Raw genomic sequence first — 17493 nt, 5'->3', positions numbered from 1 at the left:
AAGACGGCGCGCAGGCGGAGCGCTCGTCCCATGGGCAGCGTGCGTTGGCGCAGGTGTCGGTGAATCTCACGACGTTGCGCCTCCAGGACCGTCAGGGGCGCGGCGGGTCGGCTCATGCATGGAGCATACACCAGCCATCGTCAAGTATCAATACATTTCGGACATTGCACTAGGAGGCCCAATTTAGAAGGATTGGGCCGAAGGGGTGGAAATCTTCGCCTTGTGCAGACGTTCTCTCTCTGATACCGTTGAGGAGTAAGCACTGGCGTAAATGAGTGCCTCCCTCTTGATCTTGACTCCCATCCGCTGAAGTTGAGAATCCTCGGTTGACGGCGGTCAAGAATATCCCACCGCGATAGGATGGATAGATTCAGCCACTCAGAACCCGGCCGGACAACATGGCCCGGGGTTCTCATCACCTCTCAGTGATCTGTTAGCCGCTGCCTGATTGCAAAATTGAATGTGCCGAAGGTGCGATCGATGCGCGGTCGCATTGCAGTGGCGTCGCGAAACACGCTAATCTCTGCAGGTTTGAGATTGAGATCGTAAGACCATTCTGAAAGGGGAGAAACAAACCATGTTTACAACTGAGACGATCAAGGAACACGGACCACATTAAAGCCCAAGGTCCGTGAGTTGTGGCCGAACCTGACCGAACTAGAAGTGCAGGCCATAAATGGAGATGGGGAACTCCTTGTCACTAAGGTCCACGAGAAATATGGGATTGTCCGTGAGGACATCTTCAACAAGCTAGCTCCATACGTACCGAAGCTGGCTGCGGCCCCCCGCTAGGACCACAAAGTAAAGCAAATCCAGGGGGGGAAGTGCTCGTTGAGGGGTGGGTACTCACCCACCCCTCCATCATCCAAAGCCATCCCAACGCAAGAAGGGAGCAACAATGAAAAAGATCCTCGCAGCGTTGGTTCTGGGGGCGTCCCTCACCATCCCCGCAGGAGCTGTGCTTGCCAGCGATCATAATAGGCCCGATCACCTCATCCTCACTGCAACGGAGAGCGGCCGCCAGCACCCAGCGAATCCCTGGCATCATCTCCTTCCTCCCCCCACAACACCGCCAGAACTCCCGATAACGGCGGATCTGCTGTTTGCGTAGTCCGGCTCCTAGAGGAGGCGGCCCCGGTTGAAAGACACCGACTCCGGGAGGGTCTGAATCATGGCGCTCTACAAAGACCGCACGTGTGTAGGGCTCATTGGATCGATCACAAGGCATCGACAGTTCTGCGTGGCCCTCAGCACCTGGCGGAGCTCAAGGTCTCCAGTTGGCTTCCGTTAAAATCCCGTAGTTCGGTCGATCACGCGGCGCGCGGCTTTCCGGCCACCTCCACGTCCCGCCGCGTTAGCGTCCCAAGCATCACCCATGCCCAGCCGCGGAAGATCATGCTGATGCCGACGGCAAAGCCGATGAACCATAATCCTGACCGGGGCCACTGCGTCCACAACATCAGCCCCAACACAGCTGTGATCACTCCGCCCAACACCGCCCACGTCCAGTGCGCCGCCCGGAGACGGAGTGCCCCGACCACCTCGAACACCCCGCCAACCAGGAAGAACGCCCCCAGGAACAGCGTCAACGACAAGGCACCGACCAGTGGATTAGCGACGAACAGCAGGCCAGCCACGAGAAACAGCAGCCCGGCTAGGAGGTGCAGAAAGAAGCCGCCCCATCGATGGGTTCGGACGCCATGCACAATCTCGACGACGCCCCCAATCACGAGAAGCCAGCCAAACACCAGGACGGATGCGATGGTGGCGAACACGTCATATGCAATGGCGATAACGCCAAGGAGGATTAGGACGACCCCCAGGGCGATAAACCACCCACTGTGGCGACGCAACTCCTCACGATCGACGAGCGGTGGGTTGGACGGCATCTCGCTCACCTCCGGTGTGACTTTAACCTTCCCTCTTCGCTGATAACGGCCACACTTCCGGCAATCAGGGTGAGCACCGCCGTCCGGATCGTGATGTGGACGGAGAACTCGCGCTGGAACGACGCAGTCTCGGGCAACCAGCCCACCACAGACCTCAGAAGCTTCACATGCATACTCCCCTCGGCCCTTTCGCCCCCCCTGGAGCAGCGCCACGTTATAGTTGGGTCGCGAGAGCCTCCTTCAAAGGGTACCGTCTCCACGGACGGACCCCGGCGTCGATCTTCACCACCAAGGTTGCGAGTTGATCCATGTCGGTCCCCTTGGGAGGCATTGAAGTGTTAACACCAAGTCCGCACTTGACAGTCTAGTGGCGCATTACGACGATGCGTGTACGGGATCATTGTGTATGCTCTCCTCCTCCTCTCCGAAGCTTGCGAGGCCCTCGGTTGGAGGTTCCGGAGGTAGAGTGGTGACCCTCTTTTCATGGAGGACGCCGCCTCCAGTGTTAACACTAGATCGAAACAGTACAGACTAGTATTAGACAATCGATCAATAGGTGTCCTTGAATGCTGAAGGCCGGCGACGTGATTGAAAACCCGATCATGGGACAGCGCGTCCTGTGCTGCCTGACCGCGCATGATACACATGGCGCGTTTCTACAAGTCGAGTATTTCAACAAACCCTTCACGGGGAAGGGTTCTGTGCCTGCTCACTTTCATCCCACCATGACGGAGCGATTTGAGATTTTGACCGGCGTGGCACGTTATCGCCTAGCCAAAGGCGAACGCGAAGCGAAACGAGGCGATGTGCTCACGTTTCCGCCGGGCGTGCCGCACCTGCATCCTTGGAGTGTCAGCGCCGAAGAGTTGCATGTGCGGCAGACGACGACCCCCGACCAGCCGAACATCGCGGCTCTGGATGCGTCACAAGAGGCCGTGGTCACGCTCTTTGGTTTAGCGCGCGACGGCAAGGTGAATAAGAATGGGTTGCCCAACCTGCTCCAACTCGCCGTTCTGGTGCGTGCGATGATGCCGTATACGTACCTGGACGGGATGCCCATTGCTGTGCAAGAAGTGGCGTTCGGGTCACTCGCCGCTATTGGGCGCTTGTTCGGCTACAAACCGAGCTATCACGCATTATAGTGGGAACTGGTTCTAACCTGAATCCGCTGTCATTCGAGACTCTTGCGTTGCAACGCGGTCGGAGAGCGACGGAGAAAGATTCTCCACCTTGGCGCGATAAGCATGCTAAAATCACGAATTACGGTCATTGCGCCAGCCACCATAAAGAAACCGGGTCATTGGCTGCCGTCCGCGATCTAGAAACATGCCATGCTCACGCCAGATTCAAGTCTAAAATCTACGACCTGATTGCTTAGGAGGGATGTGCCACGAGCAATCAAACTGCCCGGTCCGTGAGGAACTCCGACTTGACGCGCGATGATCACGTGCTGCTCCTTACACGTGTTGTCGCGGCGTTGATCATCCCTATCTTGATTCTAGCGGTGCTGGCTTTGTACCTGAACCCGGGGCAAACGGCTCAGAACTTTGCCTGGACAATCCGACCACGCATGACGGCCATGGCGATGGGTGCAGGCTACCTCATGGGCGCCTATTTCTTCGTGCGCGTGCTGACGACCTCGCGCTGGCATCGCGTGGCCGCCGGTTTCTTGCCGATTACCGCGTTTACGACCGCGATGGCGTTGGCCACGATCCTACACCTCGACCGTTTTCACAACGGACAATGGAACGCCATATTGTGGGAGGTGCTCTACGCGATCACGCCGGTTGTGATCCTATTCACATGGCTTCTCAACCGGCGCACCGACCCGGGGACGCCTGAAGCGAATGACGCTACGGTGCCTCGCTTCACGCGCCGGGCCGTCGCCGTAATGGGCACCGTGGCACTGCTCTCCGCCCTGATACTATTCGTTCAGCCACAGTTTGCGATCCGTATCTGGCCCTGGTCGCTCACTCCGCTGACTGCGCGCGTGTTTGCAGGCTGGCTGCTGCTGCCCGGGATTGCCGGTATCTATCTATGCCGCGAGTGTCGCTGGAGTGGCTGGCGCATCCCCCTGGAAAGCGTAACCGTCGCAAATGTGTTCATACTGATCGCGACCGTCATCGCATGGAACGACTGGCGGCCGTCCAATCCACTCACATTGTTGTTCATCGCCGGCATCGTCGGCGCCCTACTGTTGCTGCCTACGTTATATCTTTTCTTCGAACGGCGAACTGTCACAACGGTTGTGCGCGATTAAGATGGGTTATTCTTGCTGCGCTTTCTGGCGGCCTCCCGCTTCCTTCGAAGCTGTCTCAACGCCTTCAACAGATCTGAGCGTCCGGGTCGCGCACCCCGTCTGAGGGGCCGAAACCCTTGGAAAATACGGCGTCTAGCAACACCGTGCAGTCGGATGGAGCCAGGTTCTTGGTGGAGGCGGCGGGAATCGAACCCGCGTCTATCGATCCTGGCGACTCTCTGAAACCCTTGGAAGACAAGGATTCCCGCGATGCGGGGTAGCCGGCTGCACTCGGTCTGCACTTATTCTGCACTTGTCCGCCCTTCCCGGGTGGACGGGGGGGCTGACGCTCTCGGCCTGTAGATCAGCCGCATCCCCAGGTTGCGAGGGCGAGATCTCGGAGGTCGGTCCCTCGCGCCCCCGGGGGGGATTCTCGGGCCCCGAGAGCACAACTTCACCTGGGATATCCTGGAGCGAATGGAGCGGACTGGAGAAGCCGTCTCCGCCGAGCACGTGCTGACCCCCTCGCCCGACCGGCGACTCCAGCCCAAGGCGTTCTCCCCCCGGACCCCCAAACGCGCATAACTATTGCGTGAAATCTCTCTAGGGCAGGTTTCAAGGTATCTGAGCACCGGACTATCCAGTGCTCACTGTCCAATCTCCGTCCAAATCCGCGAGAGGTATTGACATTTCAGTAAATGGCGTTTATATTATAAGAGAAGTAAATGCCATTTACCACAAGGAAGGCAGCCATACAGCAGAAGATCGGCCTGCACGTCAATCCTGCCGACGAAACCATCCGTATAGGGCCGCTCGCGGTGCGCTTCTTGATCACCGGAGAGAACTCGAATGGCAGCGTCGCGGCATTTGAGCTCGTTGTCCCGGGCGCGCAGCGCCTGGCGGCTCCGGCGCATAGCCACGGCCGTTACGAAGAGACGATCTACGGCATCGACGGAGTGTTGACCTGGACCGTCGACGGGAAGCCTTTCAACGTCGGGCCGGGACAGGCACTCTGCATTCCGCGCGGCGCCATTCACCGGTTCGACAACAACGGAAGCCAGAACGTGAGGGCGCTTTGCGTGATCACGCCAGCCGTACTAGGTCCGCAGTATTTTCGCGAGTCTGCCGAGGTGATCAACGCGGCGGCCGGCGGGCCGCCGGACCGAGCGAAGATTGCGGAGATCATGCACCGCCACGGCCTCACGCCGGCTCCGCCCCAGGCATAGCGCCCGAGGGCCGCGCCCCTCGATTTCGACGGTTTTCATTCGTTGTGGGAATGCGAAAAAAAAGGGATCAAGGATGGCAGTGACGATGGATCTGCGCATGCCCAGCGAGGCTGGGCAACTATACGATCCGCTTAACCGGGAGCTAGGGGTGGGTAAAAGCAAACTCCCCGAAGGCTTGATTCACCACTTCGCAACGAGGACCACGGATGGTTTCAACATCTTCGAGGTGTGGGACTCGCAGGAAGCGTTCGATCGGTTCGCAAACGATCGCTTGCTCCCCGCACTGGAGAAGCTCGTGGGCAAGCAAGCTTCGCAAATCCAGCCAACGTTCGGCCAGCTCCACAACGACTTTCACCGTTGACTGCAGCCCATGACGGCATGGGTGCGGGTCCCCAACCGACACGCGAGGCTCAGCACGTGCAACGCGCCGGGCGCGAGCGCACGGCCAACCCTGGCCACGACACCGAACCCATCTCATTTCAAGAATGCGTCGTAAGGCGATCAGCGACTGGAAAGGCCCGAGCGCAGACGGTGCAGGCGCACGTACGCAGCGCCGCGGGTCGCCCCAAACGCGGATGCGCGCGCCCAGACAGTCGGCGGACCCTTATCGTCAACATCCCGATCGCTATCGTGCGGCCCCGCCGTCATCGAGCCTGATCAGCTCGCCGGTCGAAACTAGAGATATGCTCATCGGCGCATTACTGCGTGTTCCGACTCAGGCGATCCAGCGCCGTCTCATCAAGGAGCTGAACGTGGCCGGTTTTGAGGAGCTGCGCCTGCCGCATATGGCGGTGCTGCAATATCCGGGCCCTGATGGAGTTCGCCCAGGCGTTCTCGCGGAGCGCGCGGGCATGAGCAAGCAGGCCATGAACCAGCTCCTCCGGAGCCTCGAAGGGCTCGGCTATATCGTCCGGTCCGACGCACCCGACGAGGGCCGCGCGCGAATTATCCGCTTGACCAAACGTGGCCGGGCCGCATACTCAAGAATCTCCGACATACTCCGCCACATCGAGCGCGAATGGAGCGCTGAACTTGGGCAAAGGCGTTTCGCCCAGCTCAAAGAGGTGCTATTCCGCGTCTGGGAGAGCCCGTTGACCCGCTCGCAGGCGGGAATGGCACACGAGACTGAATAGTACCTTACCAAGGTTTTGGGGATTAGTTCCAAATACAGATGAGGCGGAACATGATGAAGGCTGTTGTGGTGGCTCCCGGCGAGGGACGGTTTATTGCGGTCGGGTCCGCTGGCGCGGGCGTGACGGTCAAGGCGTCAGAAGCAGAGACCGGCGACCTTTGCACCGTCTGGGAAGGACGAGTCGGGCCGGGGACGGTGGGCGCGGGGCCGCACTATCATCGCGGACGCGACGAGTTCTTCTACGTCCTCGAAGGGCGAGGTAGTGCTGCGCATCGGCGAGGAGAGACACACCGCTGGAGCAGGCACATTCGCCTTCGTCCCGCGCGAAACGATCCACGGCTTTCACAACGCGAGCAGTGACAGCGCGACCCTGCTGGTGATGCACCATCCCGCCGGCTTCGAGCGCTATCTTGAAGAAATGCAGCAACTGGCTGCTCGGCACGGAGGCAGAGAGGAACGGGTCGCACTTGCTGCTCGCTTCGACATGATCCCGGTGCCGGCGTCAACGGAGACCTAGCGTCAATCAGCGGTGGCCAGATTCGATGTGGGCCGCGTCCTGCGTAACCCGGCGTACGTCGGGGGATGCGGTTCAACCACCGTCGCGTAGATATCCCTACGATGTCGATGACGTAGTCGATGTCGACCTCTCCCCCCTCTCACCCATCCCCCTCTTTATCTCCCCCCTTCCCTCTCTCCCCTCCCAGGGAGCACGAAGTTGCCCCAGGATGGGTCCGGTGCCGAAAGACAGCCAGGGAACGGCCCCCGGCTCACTGTGGAGGTGGTGAGGCCGAGTCCTTGGGCCGCCTGCCAGCGGACAGCGTCTCGGCCTCGATAAGGGCTGCCCGCGACCACAAGGCCTGGATCGACGACAAGACAACGCGGTCCTCGACAAGCACGACGCCAGCAACGGAAAGGATTACCTCGACAGCAAGCCAACAGGCGTTGACGCCCGTCCCTTCCTATCTCTGCTGCTGACGCCGCGCTGTCACTCGCTCGCGATAGTAATTGCGCCAGATCAGCTTATAAACCCCAAGATAACGCGGCAGGCGGTTGAGTCCTGGCGTGAAGGGAACCAGAATCAGGGCCAGCGTCAACACCGCGATCGTCAGCCAGACGTAGGCATCGCCATTGGGCGAGGTCGAAAACGGCGGGATCTGGTACCAGAAGGTGTACAACCAGATCCAGGCTTGGCCCGGATAGCTGCCTGTTTCATTCATCATGCCCCACTGTGTACCGAGCAGATGCATGGCGCTGGCTTCCGCGTGCAGCGGATCCCCTTGGATGAACAAGAGCGGCTTCGTGTAATCGGTCTGGTAGAAGTGTGAGCTCGTGAGAAGAAAGCCATCCAGCGCGCCACTCTGCCCCATGCTGAGGAGGTCCGCCATCATCGTGGCCACCGGACCGTAGTTACCCTTGGGGATGCTTACAGCCTGCTCGTGCACCGGGGCCATGGCCAGCGCACCGCCGTAGGCCTTTTCCCAGGCGCGCTGCTGCTGTGGCGCTGCTGCCTGAAAGACCGCCAGCGCACGAGAGAGCCGGACATCGTACCGTGCCACCTCATGCAGCGGTGCAACCACGAAATCCTGCGGCGTGTTGATCGGAAAGTGGATGCCCGCTAGCTCCTGGAGTGAAATCGGTCCGAGATACTGCACCGACCCGGTCCCTCCGTTGTAGGGCGGTCCATAGGAGGCGATGTCTCCGCTACCGTCAAGATCCCCCAGCGCAACGCGCAAGAACATCAAGGGGGACTCCTGCGCCACCTGCCTGATGGTCAGCGGTGGAACATCAGGCGACGAGAAGGCGGCTGCCAGCACCACGACCGTCACCAGGACGACGCCAAACGCGACGAGCGCCTCCTTGATCAGATCATAAGGCACCATCCGGATACCGCGGTAATACTCCTCAGTCTCCAGGCGCATGGCCCACGCCTCCACAACATCTGCGGAGCTTGCCGGTCACTGTCTTCAGTCCGAGGATCCGGTGGTACCCTGGGAAGAGACCAATTTCTGCTCCTCCTCGGGCAACGGGTAAGGCTTGACCACTCCGCGAAAGCGGACCAGCAACACGTGAATGCCGATCAACAGTAGCACCAACCACGGTAGGATAAAGATGTGGAATCCGTACATCTGCCCGAAGTCGAGGAGGTTGAAGAAAGCGCCGATGCCGACGGCATTCATCGCGTCCTTGCCCTGCACGGCGATCCACTGTGAGTCAAAGTTCTGCTGCGAGAGATAGCCTGTAAATGCCGTGCCAATGGCCGCGACAAACGTCACCGCACCGGTCACCCAGGTCAACGCTCGGCCATCGCGCCACGCGCCCATGCAAAACTGCGCCCAGAGGTGCAGCACCATGAAGAACATGAACACCTGCACGCTCCAGAAGTGGATGCTGTTGACGAAGTGACCCGCCGTCGACGTGTGCCACCACTGCGGGCCAAATGCGGCGAGAACAGTACCCGACAGGATGAGCATCACGAAGCTGGTCAGGGTCAGAATCCCGAAGAGGTACACGTACGAGTGGACATATGCGGGCTGTGCATCCGGGAACAGCTCCTCTGGCGGCAGAGCGCGAACCAGCTGTTCACGGACTTTCCGTGTCAGGCTCATTTGCCAGCTCCCCGGAGGCGGGCTTCGTAGGGAATGGTATGAGGATTGCCAGCGCGAAAATAAATACCATCACACCAATCACGATGAGGTTTGGTATCGAGATTAGGAAGATCCAGAAGTGCAGATACACCGCAGGGCTGCTCAGCACCGGTTCACATGCCGGACTTGACCGTTTAGAATCGCCTTCGATTCCAATCTAGCCGGCATCTCCCATTTTGGCTTTTCGACTCATCTTCAGTGTGCACCTGCGTATCTCATTCGACGCTCATATGCACTTGTACGGTTGCATGCGTCAAACGACGTAATAGCGTGATCGTACCCGAAGATTGGTGTAAGTGGGGGGGGAAGCACCTAGCCGCCCGACCCCTTCCACGCGTGCACGACCCAACCGACGAGGATGTAGCAGGGCGACGACTGTCCCGCATATCCCGCGTCAAACGTATCATTTCACGATATAGCCCTTCCGCTCGACCTTCTCTCGGGCAGCGTCGGCGGTCTCGGTCTCGACCACCACACGTCCCATCGAGGTAATCACGGCCCATCGAACTAAATGCCCCTGCCGGGGCTCAGTCGCCTCACTCATTTCGATCCCCCTGACGTTCGGTAGTTCTTGCATCGTCTTGGCGGTGGCTTTCCATGCTACCCATATGGTCCCTGCCGAACGAACACCCAAAGACGAGAGGGCCAGCCGCGAACGACTAGATCCCAAGAGGGGAGGAGGTGACAGGGGGAGAACGTCGGGCCGTATCGGGAAATCCTATCCCACATTTTGGCAGCGTTTCTACTATGCTCACTAGATATTTTCAAAGGAGAAGGCCAATGGCGGACAGGAGCACGGCAACCCTAGAACAGCGCCTCACGGTCTTAGAGGGTGAGTTGTGGAAGGCCAATGAACGGGTCCGTGTTCTGGAAGGACGGCAGCGGTGGACGGCTCGCTGGTGGTCGTTGGCGGTCAGCATCGTCACCGGGCTCGCGCTCACCTGGACCCTCGTGGTTCCGGTGCGGGGTTCCGACAATGTTTATCCGGCTGGGGCGTGGTTCAAGGCGCCCTTCCATGTCTTCGGCCAAAACAGAAAGCCGATATTGGAAGTGATAGAAGCTCCCAACGGAGGGGGTGCCATTGATATTGTGGGCTACGATGGACACTCAAAGTTGGTTATGGGAGTCGGAGATAGCGGTGGAGGGGCGGTTAACATTTTCTCCAGCAGAAACGTTGAGGTCGCCGCCCTTGGGGTTCAAACTGAAGGGCATGGTGTCTTGCAACTGGAGAACAGAGCGGGCACGATTAGTGTCCAAGCGGGGACATTAAGGGATGGTAGTCGTGGCTATGTGGCCGCAGCGACCAATGGTGTAATTAAAGTTGAGGGAAGCATATTGAACCCTTCTGTGATCATAGGGCCGAAATGACCCTGCGCGATGTTTGTCCACAAAAGTAGTTACTGTTCAGAAGAATGGGAAGTATGCCAAGCAGAACGAGTGAATGGTTTGCGCTGTCGCCTGAACGATGGCAAGAGCCCATGAGCAACCTGATGCTCGAAACGTTAGTGACCACCTGCAAGCAGTGACATCGTGGTTCTCAGCACAACAAAAGGGGGTCCGGACCACGGAAGAACTAGAAGCCGCGATCAAAGAGCCAATGAACGTCTCCACGACACGCACGGTTTTGGATTCACGAAAGCCTGGAGGATGAGGCGCGGCGCATATGGGCGATGGGGCGCAAAACGTAACAGAGCGGCGAACGTTTGGGGGCGGGGGTTGGTAGATGAAACAGGTAACCGCGAACGTGTTCGTGGAGACCGAGTTACGTGGGTCCAACCACGGCCTTGTCCTTACGTCCGACGGCCTCGTCTTGATCGACACCGCGGTCAAACCCAGCGACGCTGTGCGGCTGAAGGCAGAGATCGCACGTCGTGGTCAACTGCGTTACCTTGTTAACACCGAGCCTCACGGGGACCACTGGACGGGGAACGCCTTCTTCGATGCTCCGGTGATCGCACATGAGGGAGTAAGGGATCGGATCCTTAGCACAGACATGGCCGAGCACGTGGCGCGAGTGGCCTCGTACGGGCCGGACGAACCCACACTGCTGGAAGGCTATCGGCCCAATGTGCCGGTTATCACGTTTCGGAGTACAATGACGCTGCACGTAGGGAACCATACCTTCCGCATGATGCATATGCCCGGCCACACCCCCGATCAAGCCGCCGTGATCGTGGAGGAAGAGGGCGTCGTCTTCACGAGCGACAACATCTTCTGCAAGGAACAGACCTGGCTCCAGGAGGAACCTCCGACCTACGGATCGCAGGACGTCTCTCGCCCCCGCCTCCCCGTCCAGGTAACGGGCAGGTTCGCCCCAAACAAACGCGCATCGCCTTCGTTGGTTCGGATACAAAAAGCTCGAACGGAGAAGAAGGCGCACCTGTTGAGATGGATGAACCGAGGGGAGTTACTTGGCTTTCTTCGCTTTCTTTTCGAGCAGCGGTCGCGCCTCAGGCTTGGTCGTGAAAGTCACCTGATCGCCGGTCACGGCGGTAGAACCAGTGCTCGCGACCGTCGTCGTCGTCACGGCAGTCGTGAGCACACGCGCGGCCTCCGTCCACGACGCCGCGTTGTTCGTCACGATCGCCCTCACGATCATCCCCGCCGCCATGCTGCAGGATCGCTACAAAGCCGATACCTCGGTCCACGTTGCACGATAGACGGGAGGCCACTATGGGGACTCAAGACTCCTACTCGATACACCTGGAACCGCGATACGCACCTCTTGAACTTATTGACGTTCAAGCGCTCGTAGAGGCGTGCGAAGACCCTGGTATAATCAGACGCTGTGCCGAGTGAACGACTGCGTCGTCCGGCTCGGCGTGATGCAGGGCCAGTTCCACTGGCACAAGCACGACAAGGAAGACGAGTTCTTCTATGTGGTGGAGGGGCGGTTCGTGATTGAATTAGAAGGCCGAACGGTCGAACTCGGGCCGAAGCAGGGTTTTACCGTCCCGAAAGGCGTGATGCATCGGACGGGGGCGCCGGCTCGAACCGTGATTCTTATGATCGAGGGGGCCGAGGTCAAACCCACCGGCGATTGAGCCCCCGGGCTCCTCGCGCACGCCACGCATACCACCGAGACCACCACTCGACCGTCCCTCTCCTCGAGAGCGTAGTGCTGTCCGCAAGACAGGTATCTTCACGCAGAGACCCGAGTTTCTCCGCTGGTGGTCATGAGTCGCCCTCGCCACTACGAAATCGCCCCCCCTTTGGCACTCTAGGCGCACCAGGGAAATGCTTGCGAGGCGCTGTCAGCGTGCGCCAAAGGAAGCTTCAAGAGGCAGAAGCACGACAGGGCGCATAAGACAAGTACTTCCTCATGCCGTTATGGACACCGCTGGCCTCATGATGCCGCATGACAATCTTGAGGGCAATGGAGAGCAGATAGGATGCCAAAGGGGCGGCATTCCTGCCAGACGCACGACGTTGATCCTGACAACTTCACCTAAACGGAGAAGCACAGAAACGGTAACGGAGAAGCACAGAAACGGTGCTGTAGGCCACGAGGGTACCGGAGGGCCCAATTACTACCCCGGCCTTGCGCGCGCCAAGACCAAGCACGCGAGGGTGGCCCAAAGGATCTCTTTTCGCCCACTCAATCATGCCACAGCGACCTCGGAGTTTATCGCGTTTCCCGAGCTGTCTGCGAGACTGCCTCGCTGAGGCGTGCCGGTGCAGCGGGTAGCGGCCCTCTCCTCCCCATCGCCGACGGCCTGAGGTTCGGCGTGTGTTCGGGGATTTTCTGCTAAAGTACCTCGAAAGCCCACACCCTGCTTAGATTTCCTGACTGACACTTCGATTCGCTAATCAGATGCACAAAGCCCAAGGCTGGCAGGTGGAACATCGGGGAACCAGAATTCGCTTTTACGTATTCACCAGTATTTCCAGACGAGAAGGAAGCGGACCGATGCGGGCGGACCCGACACCCCCCAGATCGACGGACCGCTTTGGCAACGTCTTTGCGCCGGGGCTGCCGTACGCACGCGGCCGCATCGTGACCAGCACGGAAGATGACTTGCGCAAACTCGAGCAGGCGCAGCGGGCCATCCACCGGCGGATCAACGAGCACGGTCTCGCCTCGATCTTCAACTTTTCGGGCCTGGACCGCGGGTTAGCGGTCCAGGCTGAGGATCTCCCGTTTCTCGATGATGAGCTTGCGCCCGCGCTTTACGCAACGCGTTTCAGGACCCTTGCGCTGGCCCACCTGGGCGGGGTTCCGGACCTCCACGAGATCGCACTCTTCAACCGGGTGACGGCCGCTACCTTCGCCACACATCTGGCGCTCGTGCGGCCCGGGAGTGTCGTGGTTGGGATCTCGGCCAGCTATAGCCACCCCACAGTGGCGCGGGCTGCAGCGCAGGTAGGGGCGCGATTTCTGGACACCTCGGATATTGAGACCTTTGCCGGCGTCCTCGTCCGGCAGAAGGATGTTGCGCTCGTGGTTGCCACGCGGCTGGCTGTCACGTACGATATCCTCCCGGTCGATGTGCTGCGGCGGGCGGTCGAGCTTGCTCACCAGAACGGAACGCCCGTCTACATGGATGACGCCGGAGGAGCGCGCGTGGGGCCGGCGGCGTTCGATCAGCCGCGAATGCTGGAGCTCGGCGTCGACGTGGGAGCCACGGGCCTGGACAAGTATGGCACGGCCGGGCCGCGGCTGGGATTACTGGGAGGAGCGAAGCATCTGGTCGAGTGTATCCGCGCGCGTGCCTTCGAATTCGGTCTGGAGGCACGCCCAATGCTGTATCCCGCGGCAGTGCGGTCTTTGGAGAGGTATACTCCGGAGCGTGTGCACGCGCTCATCGTCGCCACCAAGCAGGTGGCCACAGCACTCCGGGCCGTGTTGGGAGACCGCCTCTACGAGACGCCCGTAACCGGGCAGCTAAAGGGCGAAGATACTCTGGAGCTGGCGATGGAGCGAGCCGGTCTCCTAGAGTCGCGCGTGGTGCCGAGCGAAGCCACCGCGGCGCTTGCGATGCTGTTGCTTCGAGACCACGGGATTCTCACCGTCCATTTTGCGGCCATCCCGCCGGGGACCTCCAACCTGCTCTTCAAATTTGTCCCGCCGGAGACGCTGACGAGATTCGGCGGGCCGGAAGCTTTCGCGCGGGCGGTGGACGCATCGCTCGATTCATTGGCGGCCATGATCGGAGACCCCAACGCCCTCCGATATCTCCTGCTGGGGGAGGTCTAATGTAGGTTCCACCACGACCCGCCGCGGCATCTCGTCCCTATCCCGGTACCCACGCTGCCGGGGATCGAGCGCGTAACCCCGGCCGGGCAAGCAAAGGCGCGCGGACCCGTGAGCGGTCGTCATACCGGGTTAGGTTCGGTCTCTGTTCGGAACGTTGAGTCGAGGTGATCAGACAGGTATCCGGCCTGGCAGTCCAGTACGCGGCCTCTGATTCTTTCTACGGAGTGCGTTGAACCAAGTTAGGGCCGTGGTGGCGCGGAAACACCGCGAGCTGCAGAGCAAAATCCGGATTCAGATGCCGTCGACGGTGCCAGTTCCGGATCCTGCGCGGGTCATCCGACGGCCGAGAACACGTGCCGGGGGAACGGAGGAGGCGATGAGTCGACGGCGAACACTCGTTTCGACTTTGACTTCAATCACAGGTGGAAATTCCGGTTGAGCAGGAAGCCTTCGAGCACGCCCTGCGCGAGGGGAAGCCGGTGCTGGGCGTCTGCCGCGGCATGCAGTTCCTCAATGTGGCCCTCGGCGGAGCGATGCTCCAAGACCTCCCGGTCACCCTGGTCGAACACGAGCAGGTGGGCGAGCGGTCACGGTTCCATCCCGTGGACATCGTGCCCGGGACGCGCCTCGCGTCGCTCACCGGCGTCGAGGGGCCGCTGCGAGTGAACAGCCGGCACCATCAGGGGCGGCGCACGTCGCCCCCGGGCTGCGCGTGACCGCCCTTGCGGCCGACGGCGTTGTGGAGGGCCTGGAGGCGGCCGACGGGCGGTTCGTGATCGGCGTGCAGTTCCACCCCGAGCTCCCGGGCGACGTGCCGGAGGCAGTACCCATCTTCGACCTGCTGGTGGCGCGCGCGCGGGATCGGTGAGCGGCGGTCGTTGACGGTGCGTCGCGGCGTTACGCAGCCGCGGATTCGAGGCGGCCGTCACCGGAGGAGGAATCGGCGTCAGCCCCAAAGTCAGCGTCCGCGGCCTGAGGCTGCGGTTAGGAGAAGGGAGCGGTGATGGATCCGATCATCGAGCGGTTGTCCCGACTGGTCACCTCGACGCTCGGGCACTTCGTCGACGAGGGCTTCCTCGACGTCGGCGTCCGGCCGGTCTTCCACCCCGTGCGGTGCGCGGGACCGGCGGTGACGGTCGACTCGCGCGATAACGCGATCAACCGCCGGGGGATCCGCGAAGCGCGGCCGGGGGACGTGCTGGTGATTGCCCGCGGCGGCGACGTGCGCCACGCGTCGTTCGGGGGCATGCTGGCGCTGGCCGCCAGGCAGAAGGGGATCGCCGGTGTCGTGATCGACGGGCCGGTCTGCGATCTCCCGGAGTTGCTCGAGTTCCGCCTCCCGGTGTTCGCCCGCGGGATCTCGGCGCTGACGTCGAGACCGGCGAGCCCCCCGGGCACGGTGGGGGAACCGGTGACCTGCGGCGGGGTTCGCGTGGCGCCGGGGGATTACGTGCTCGCCGACGACGACGGCGTGTTGATCATTCCGCCCTCCCGGGTGGAGGCGATCATCGAGCGCGGAGAAGCCGCCTCACGCCGCGAGCGCGAGACCCGGGCCTCCCTCGAGGCAGGCAAGACGCTCGAGGAGATCGCGGCCCAGAGAGAGGGGAGATGATGCGGCTCCTGCTCGGCGTGATCGTCACCTGCGCGCTGCTCGCATCCGGCGCCGCGTCGTGGGGCGCGGCGGCCCCGGAGCAGCCCAAGCGGGGCGGCACCTTCATCTGGGGGTTGTCGGCGAACCCGCCGGATCTCGATCCCCACGTCGACTCCGGCGTGGCCTCCGGGTACATCAAGGAGGCGGTGTACGAAGGCCTCGTCCGGTACGGGGACGGCGGGGCGATCGTGCCGGATTTGGCCGAGCGGTGGGGCCTGGTCGGCAACACGCAGTACGTCTTCCACCTGCGGCCGGGGATCCGGTTCCACAACGGTGATCCGCTCACGGCCGCGGACGTGAAGTTCTCGCTCGAGCGCATCCTCGACCCCAAGACCGGTGCGGCGCTGCGCGGGAATCTCATGGCCGTCCGGCAGATCGAGGTCGTGGACCCGCTCACGGTCAAGATCGTCCTGAGCGAGCCCTTCGCGCCGCTCATCGCCTACCTGGCCCAGCCGTACGGCGCGATCGTGGACGCGAAGTTCGTGCAGGGCGGCGCCAACCTCCGCGCGACCATGATGGGCACGGGTCCGTTCAAGTTCGTGTCCTGGGAGCCCGGGCAGCGCATCCGGGTCGTGCGGAACGAGCAGTACTGGGACCGCGGCGTCCCGTACCTGGATGCGATCAACTACCTGCCGATCCCCGACGACCAGACCCGGCTCACCGCGCTGCGCGCCGGCGACATCATGCTGGCGGACTTCGTGCCCCAGGAGCAGATGAACACGATCCAGCGCGACCCGCAGTTGAAGCTGTTCTACTCTGTCGGCATCTTCATGTGCATCATCTTCAACCCATCGCGCAAGCCGTTCGACGACGTCCGGGTGCGACAGGCCATCGCCTACGCGGTCGACCGGAACGCGATCGTGAAGACGATCTTCGACGGCCGCGGCACCCCGATCACCGGTGATGTGATTCCGTCCGCCTGGTGGGCGCACGACGCGAAGGCCGACGGGACGTACACCTATCAACCGGACAAGGCGAAGGCCCTTCTGCGCGATGCCGGCTACCCGAACGGCCTGCGGATTTCGATCCTGGCGCCGATCACGTTCACGCTCCACACGCGCACGGCCCAGGTGCTGCAGGCCCAGCTCGCCAAGGCCGGCGTGCAGGTCCAGCTCGACCTCCCGGAGTGGGCCGTCGTGCTGCACCGTCACCTCGCGGGCGACTACCAGGTCGAGGTGCGGGGCCTCTCGGCGTCCGTGAGCGATCCGGATTTCCTGACCCTCTTCTATCAATCCGACAACCCCTACTATGCGAAGCAGGTGGGATTCAAAGACGCGCAGATCGACGGGTGGCTGGAGCAGGCCCGCGTGTCCGGCAACCAGGCGCTCCGGAAGCGGCTCTACGCGGAGATCACGGAGCGGGCGCTCGCGCTGTCGCCGTGGGTGTACCTCGCGTGGGGCGACCAGGGCGAGGCCGGCCGCGCCTACGTCCGCGGCTACGAGCACTTCCCCGGGCCGATCGGCCGGTATTCCGGCTTCTCGCTGCGCACGACGTGGATCGCTAAGTAGCCCGGC

18 protein-coding genes are annotated in these 17493 nt (G+C 61.5%); 14 read left to right on the top strand and 4 right to left on the bottom strand.

The features are described from left to right. Positions 1 to 1310: 1310 nt before the first annotated feature. Positions 1311 to 1889 carry an HdeD family acid-resistance protein gene (locus VKV57_16390; GenBank protein HLW61481.1) on the bottom strand — a complete coding sequence of 193 codons (579 nt, stop codon included), beginning with the start codon at positions 1887 to 1889 and terminating at the stop codon, positions 1311 to 1313. A 5-nt stretch (positions 1890 to 1894) separates the two neighbouring features. Then, positions 1895 to 2056, bottom strand: coding sequence for a hypothetical protein (locus VKV57_16385; GenBank protein ID HLW61480.1), 162 nt, complete (start codon positions 2054 to 2056; stop codon positions 1895 to 1897). A 399-nt stretch (positions 2057 to 2455) separates the two neighbouring features. On the opposite strand from VKV57_16385, the gene VKV57_16380 reads away from it, so the two are divergent. From VKV57_16380 to VKV57_16355, 6 genes are all read left to right on the top strand, one after another. Continuing rightward, complete coding sequence (locus tag VKV57_16380) at positions 2456 to 3031, top strand: cupin domain-containing protein (protein ID HLW61479.1); 576 nt, start codon at positions 2456 to 2458, stop codon at positions 3029 to 3031. A 287-nt stretch (positions 3032 to 3318) separates the two neighbouring features. Beyond that, positions 3319 to 4149, top strand: a complete 831-nt coding sequence (locus tag VKV57_16375) for a hypothetical protein (protein HLW61478.1) — start codon at positions 3319 to 3321, stop codon at positions 4147 to 4149. Between the two features lie 704 nt (positions 4150 to 4853). Further along, entirely contained in the window at positions 4854 to 5354 is a 501-nt protein-coding gene (locus VKV57_16370; protein HLW61477.1) for a cupin domain-containing protein, read from the top strand. Between the two features lie 73 nt (positions 5355 to 5427). Beyond that, positions 5428 to 5715, top strand: a complete 288-nt coding sequence (locus VKV57_16365; GenBank protein HLW61476.1) for a hypothetical protein — start codon at positions 5428 to 5430, stop codon at positions 5713 to 5715. Positions 5716 to 6037: 322 nt separating this feature from the next. Continuing rightward, complete coding sequence (locus VKV57_16360) at positions 6038 to 6487, top strand: MarR family transcriptional regulator (protein ID HLW61475.1); 450 nt, start codon at positions 6038 to 6040, stop codon at positions 6485 to 6487. Between the two features lie 261 nt (positions 6488 to 6748). Next, a complete protein-coding gene (locus VKV57_16355) occupies positions 6749 to 7003 on the top strand; it encodes an AraC family ligand binding domain-containing protein (protein HLW61474.1) in 255 nt (84 codons plus the stop codon). Between the two features lie 442 nt (positions 7004 to 7445). Here the strand turns inward: VKV57_16355 and VKV57_16350 are convergent, their stop codons facing one another. Further along, complete coding sequence (locus VKV57_16350; GenBank protein ID HLW61473.1) at positions 7446 to 8405, bottom strand: hypothetical protein; 960 nt, start codon at positions 8403 to 8405, stop codon at positions 7446 to 7448. 45 nt (positions 8406 to 8450) lie between these two features. Then, positions 8451 to 9092, bottom strand: coding sequence for a cytochrome b N-terminal domain-containing protein (locus VKV57_16345; GenBank protein HLW61472.1), 642 nt, complete (start codon positions 9090 to 9092; stop codon positions 8451 to 8453). 819 nt (positions 9093 to 9911) lie between these two features. Here VKV57_16345 and VKV57_16340 point away from each other — a divergent pair. The 8 genes from VKV57_16340 (at position 9912) to VKV57_16305 (ending at position 17487) form a co-directional block, all read left to right on the top strand. Then, positions 9912 to 10499 (top strand): hypothetical protein, encoded by a 588-nt coding sequence (locus tag VKV57_16340; GenBank protein HLW61471.1) that lies wholly within the window; start codon positions 9912 to 9914, stop codon positions 10497 to 10499. A 1133-nt stretch (positions 10500 to 11632) separates the two neighbouring features. Continuing rightward, positions 11633 to 11791, top strand: coding sequence for a hypothetical protein (locus VKV57_16335; protein ID HLW61470.1), 159 nt, complete (start codon positions 11633 to 11635; stop codon positions 11789 to 11791). A gap of 135 nt (positions 11792 to 11926) precedes the next feature. Continuing rightward, positions 11927 to 12175 carry a cupin domain-containing protein gene (locus VKV57_16330; protein HLW61469.1) on the top strand — a complete coding sequence of 83 codons (249 nt, stop codon included), beginning with the start codon at positions 11927 to 11929 and terminating at the stop codon, positions 12173 to 12175. Positions 12176 to 13041: 866 nt separating this feature from the next. After that, positions 13042 to 14328 (top strand): hypothetical protein, encoded by a 1287-nt coding sequence (locus VKV57_16325; GenBank protein ID HLW61468.1) that lies wholly within the window; start codon positions 13042 to 13044, stop codon positions 14326 to 14328. Between the two features lie 422 nt (positions 14329 to 14750). Further along, positions 14751 to 15044: a gamma-glutamyl-gamma-aminobutyrate hydrolase family protein gene (locus VKV57_16320; protein HLW61467.1), complete on the top strand. Its 294-nt coding sequence runs from the start codon at positions 14751 to 14753 to the stop codon at positions 15042 to 15044. Further along, positions 15041 to 15196: a gamma-glutamyl-gamma-aminobutyrate hydrolase family protein gene (locus tag VKV57_16315; protein ID HLW61466.1), complete on the top strand. Its 156-nt coding sequence runs from the start codon at positions 15041 to 15043 to the stop codon at positions 15194 to 15196. The genes VKV57_16320 and VKV57_16315 overlap by 4 nt, the downstream gene beginning before the upstream one ends. A gap of 135 nt (positions 15197 to 15331) precedes the next feature. Then, complete coding sequence (locus VKV57_16310) at positions 15332 to 15940, top strand: RraA family protein (GenBank protein ID HLW61465.1); 609 nt, start codon at positions 15332 to 15334, stop codon at positions 15938 to 15940. Beyond that, a complete protein-coding gene (locus VKV57_16305) occupies positions 15937 to 17487 on the top strand; it encodes an ABC transporter substrate-binding protein (protein ID HLW61464.1) in 1551 nt (516 codons plus the stop codon). Before VKV57_16310 ends, VKV57_16305 begins: the two co-directional genes overlap by 4 nt. Positions 17488 to 17493: the final 6 nt, after the last annotated feature.

The sequence above is a fragment of the bacterium genome, from assembly GCA_035307765.1.
Classification (GTDB): Bacteria; Sysuimicrobiota; Sysuimicrobiia; order Sysuimicrobiales; family Segetimicrobiaceae; genus Segetimicrobium.
Note: the sequence above shows the minus strand (reverse complement) of the source record. Positions and strands in the feature narration are given on the sequence as shown.

Coding starts and splice junctions, on each gene's coding strand:
- VKV57_16350 (HLW61473.1), bottom strand. CDS start 8,405: ATGCGCCTGGAGACTGAGGAGTATTACCGCGGTATCCGGATGGTGCCT.
- VKV57_16305 (HLW61464.1), top strand. CDS start 15,937: ATGATGCGGCTCCTGCTCGGCGTGATCGTCACCTGCGCGCTGCTCGCA.
- VKV57_16345 (HLW61472.1), bottom strand. CDS start 9,092: ATGAGCCTGACACGGAAAGTCCGTGAACAGCTGGTTCGCGCTCTGCCG.
- VKV57_16360 (HLW61475.1), top strand. CDS start 6,038: ATGCTCATCGGCGCATTACTGCGTGTTCCGACTCAGGCGATCCAGCGC.
- VKV57_16340 (HLW61471.1), top strand. CDS start 9,912: ATGGCGGACAGGAGCACGGCAACCCTAGAACAGCGCCTCACGGTCTTA.
- VKV57_16365 (HLW61476.1), top strand. CDS start 5,428: ATGGCAGTGACGATGGATCTGCGCATGCCCAGCGAGGCTGGGCAACTA.
- VKV57_16370 (HLW61477.1), top strand. CDS start 4,854: ATGCCATTTACCACAAGGAAGGCAGCCATACAGCAGAAGATCGGCCTG.
- VKV57_16380 (HLW61479.1), top strand. CDS start 2,456: ATGCTGAAGGCCGGCGACGTGATTGAAAACCCGATCATGGGACAGCGC.
- VKV57_16390 (HLW61481.1), bottom strand. CDS start 1,889: ATGCCGTCCAACCCACCGCTCGTCGATCGTGAGGAGTTGCGTCGCCAC.
- VKV57_16310 (HLW61465.1), top strand. CDS start 15,332: ATGGATCCGATCATCGAGCGGTTGTCCCGACTGGTCACCTCGACGCTC.
- VKV57_16325 (HLW61468.1), top strand. CDS start 13,042: ATGCGGGCGGACCCGACACCCCCCAGATCGACGGACCGCTTTGGCAAC.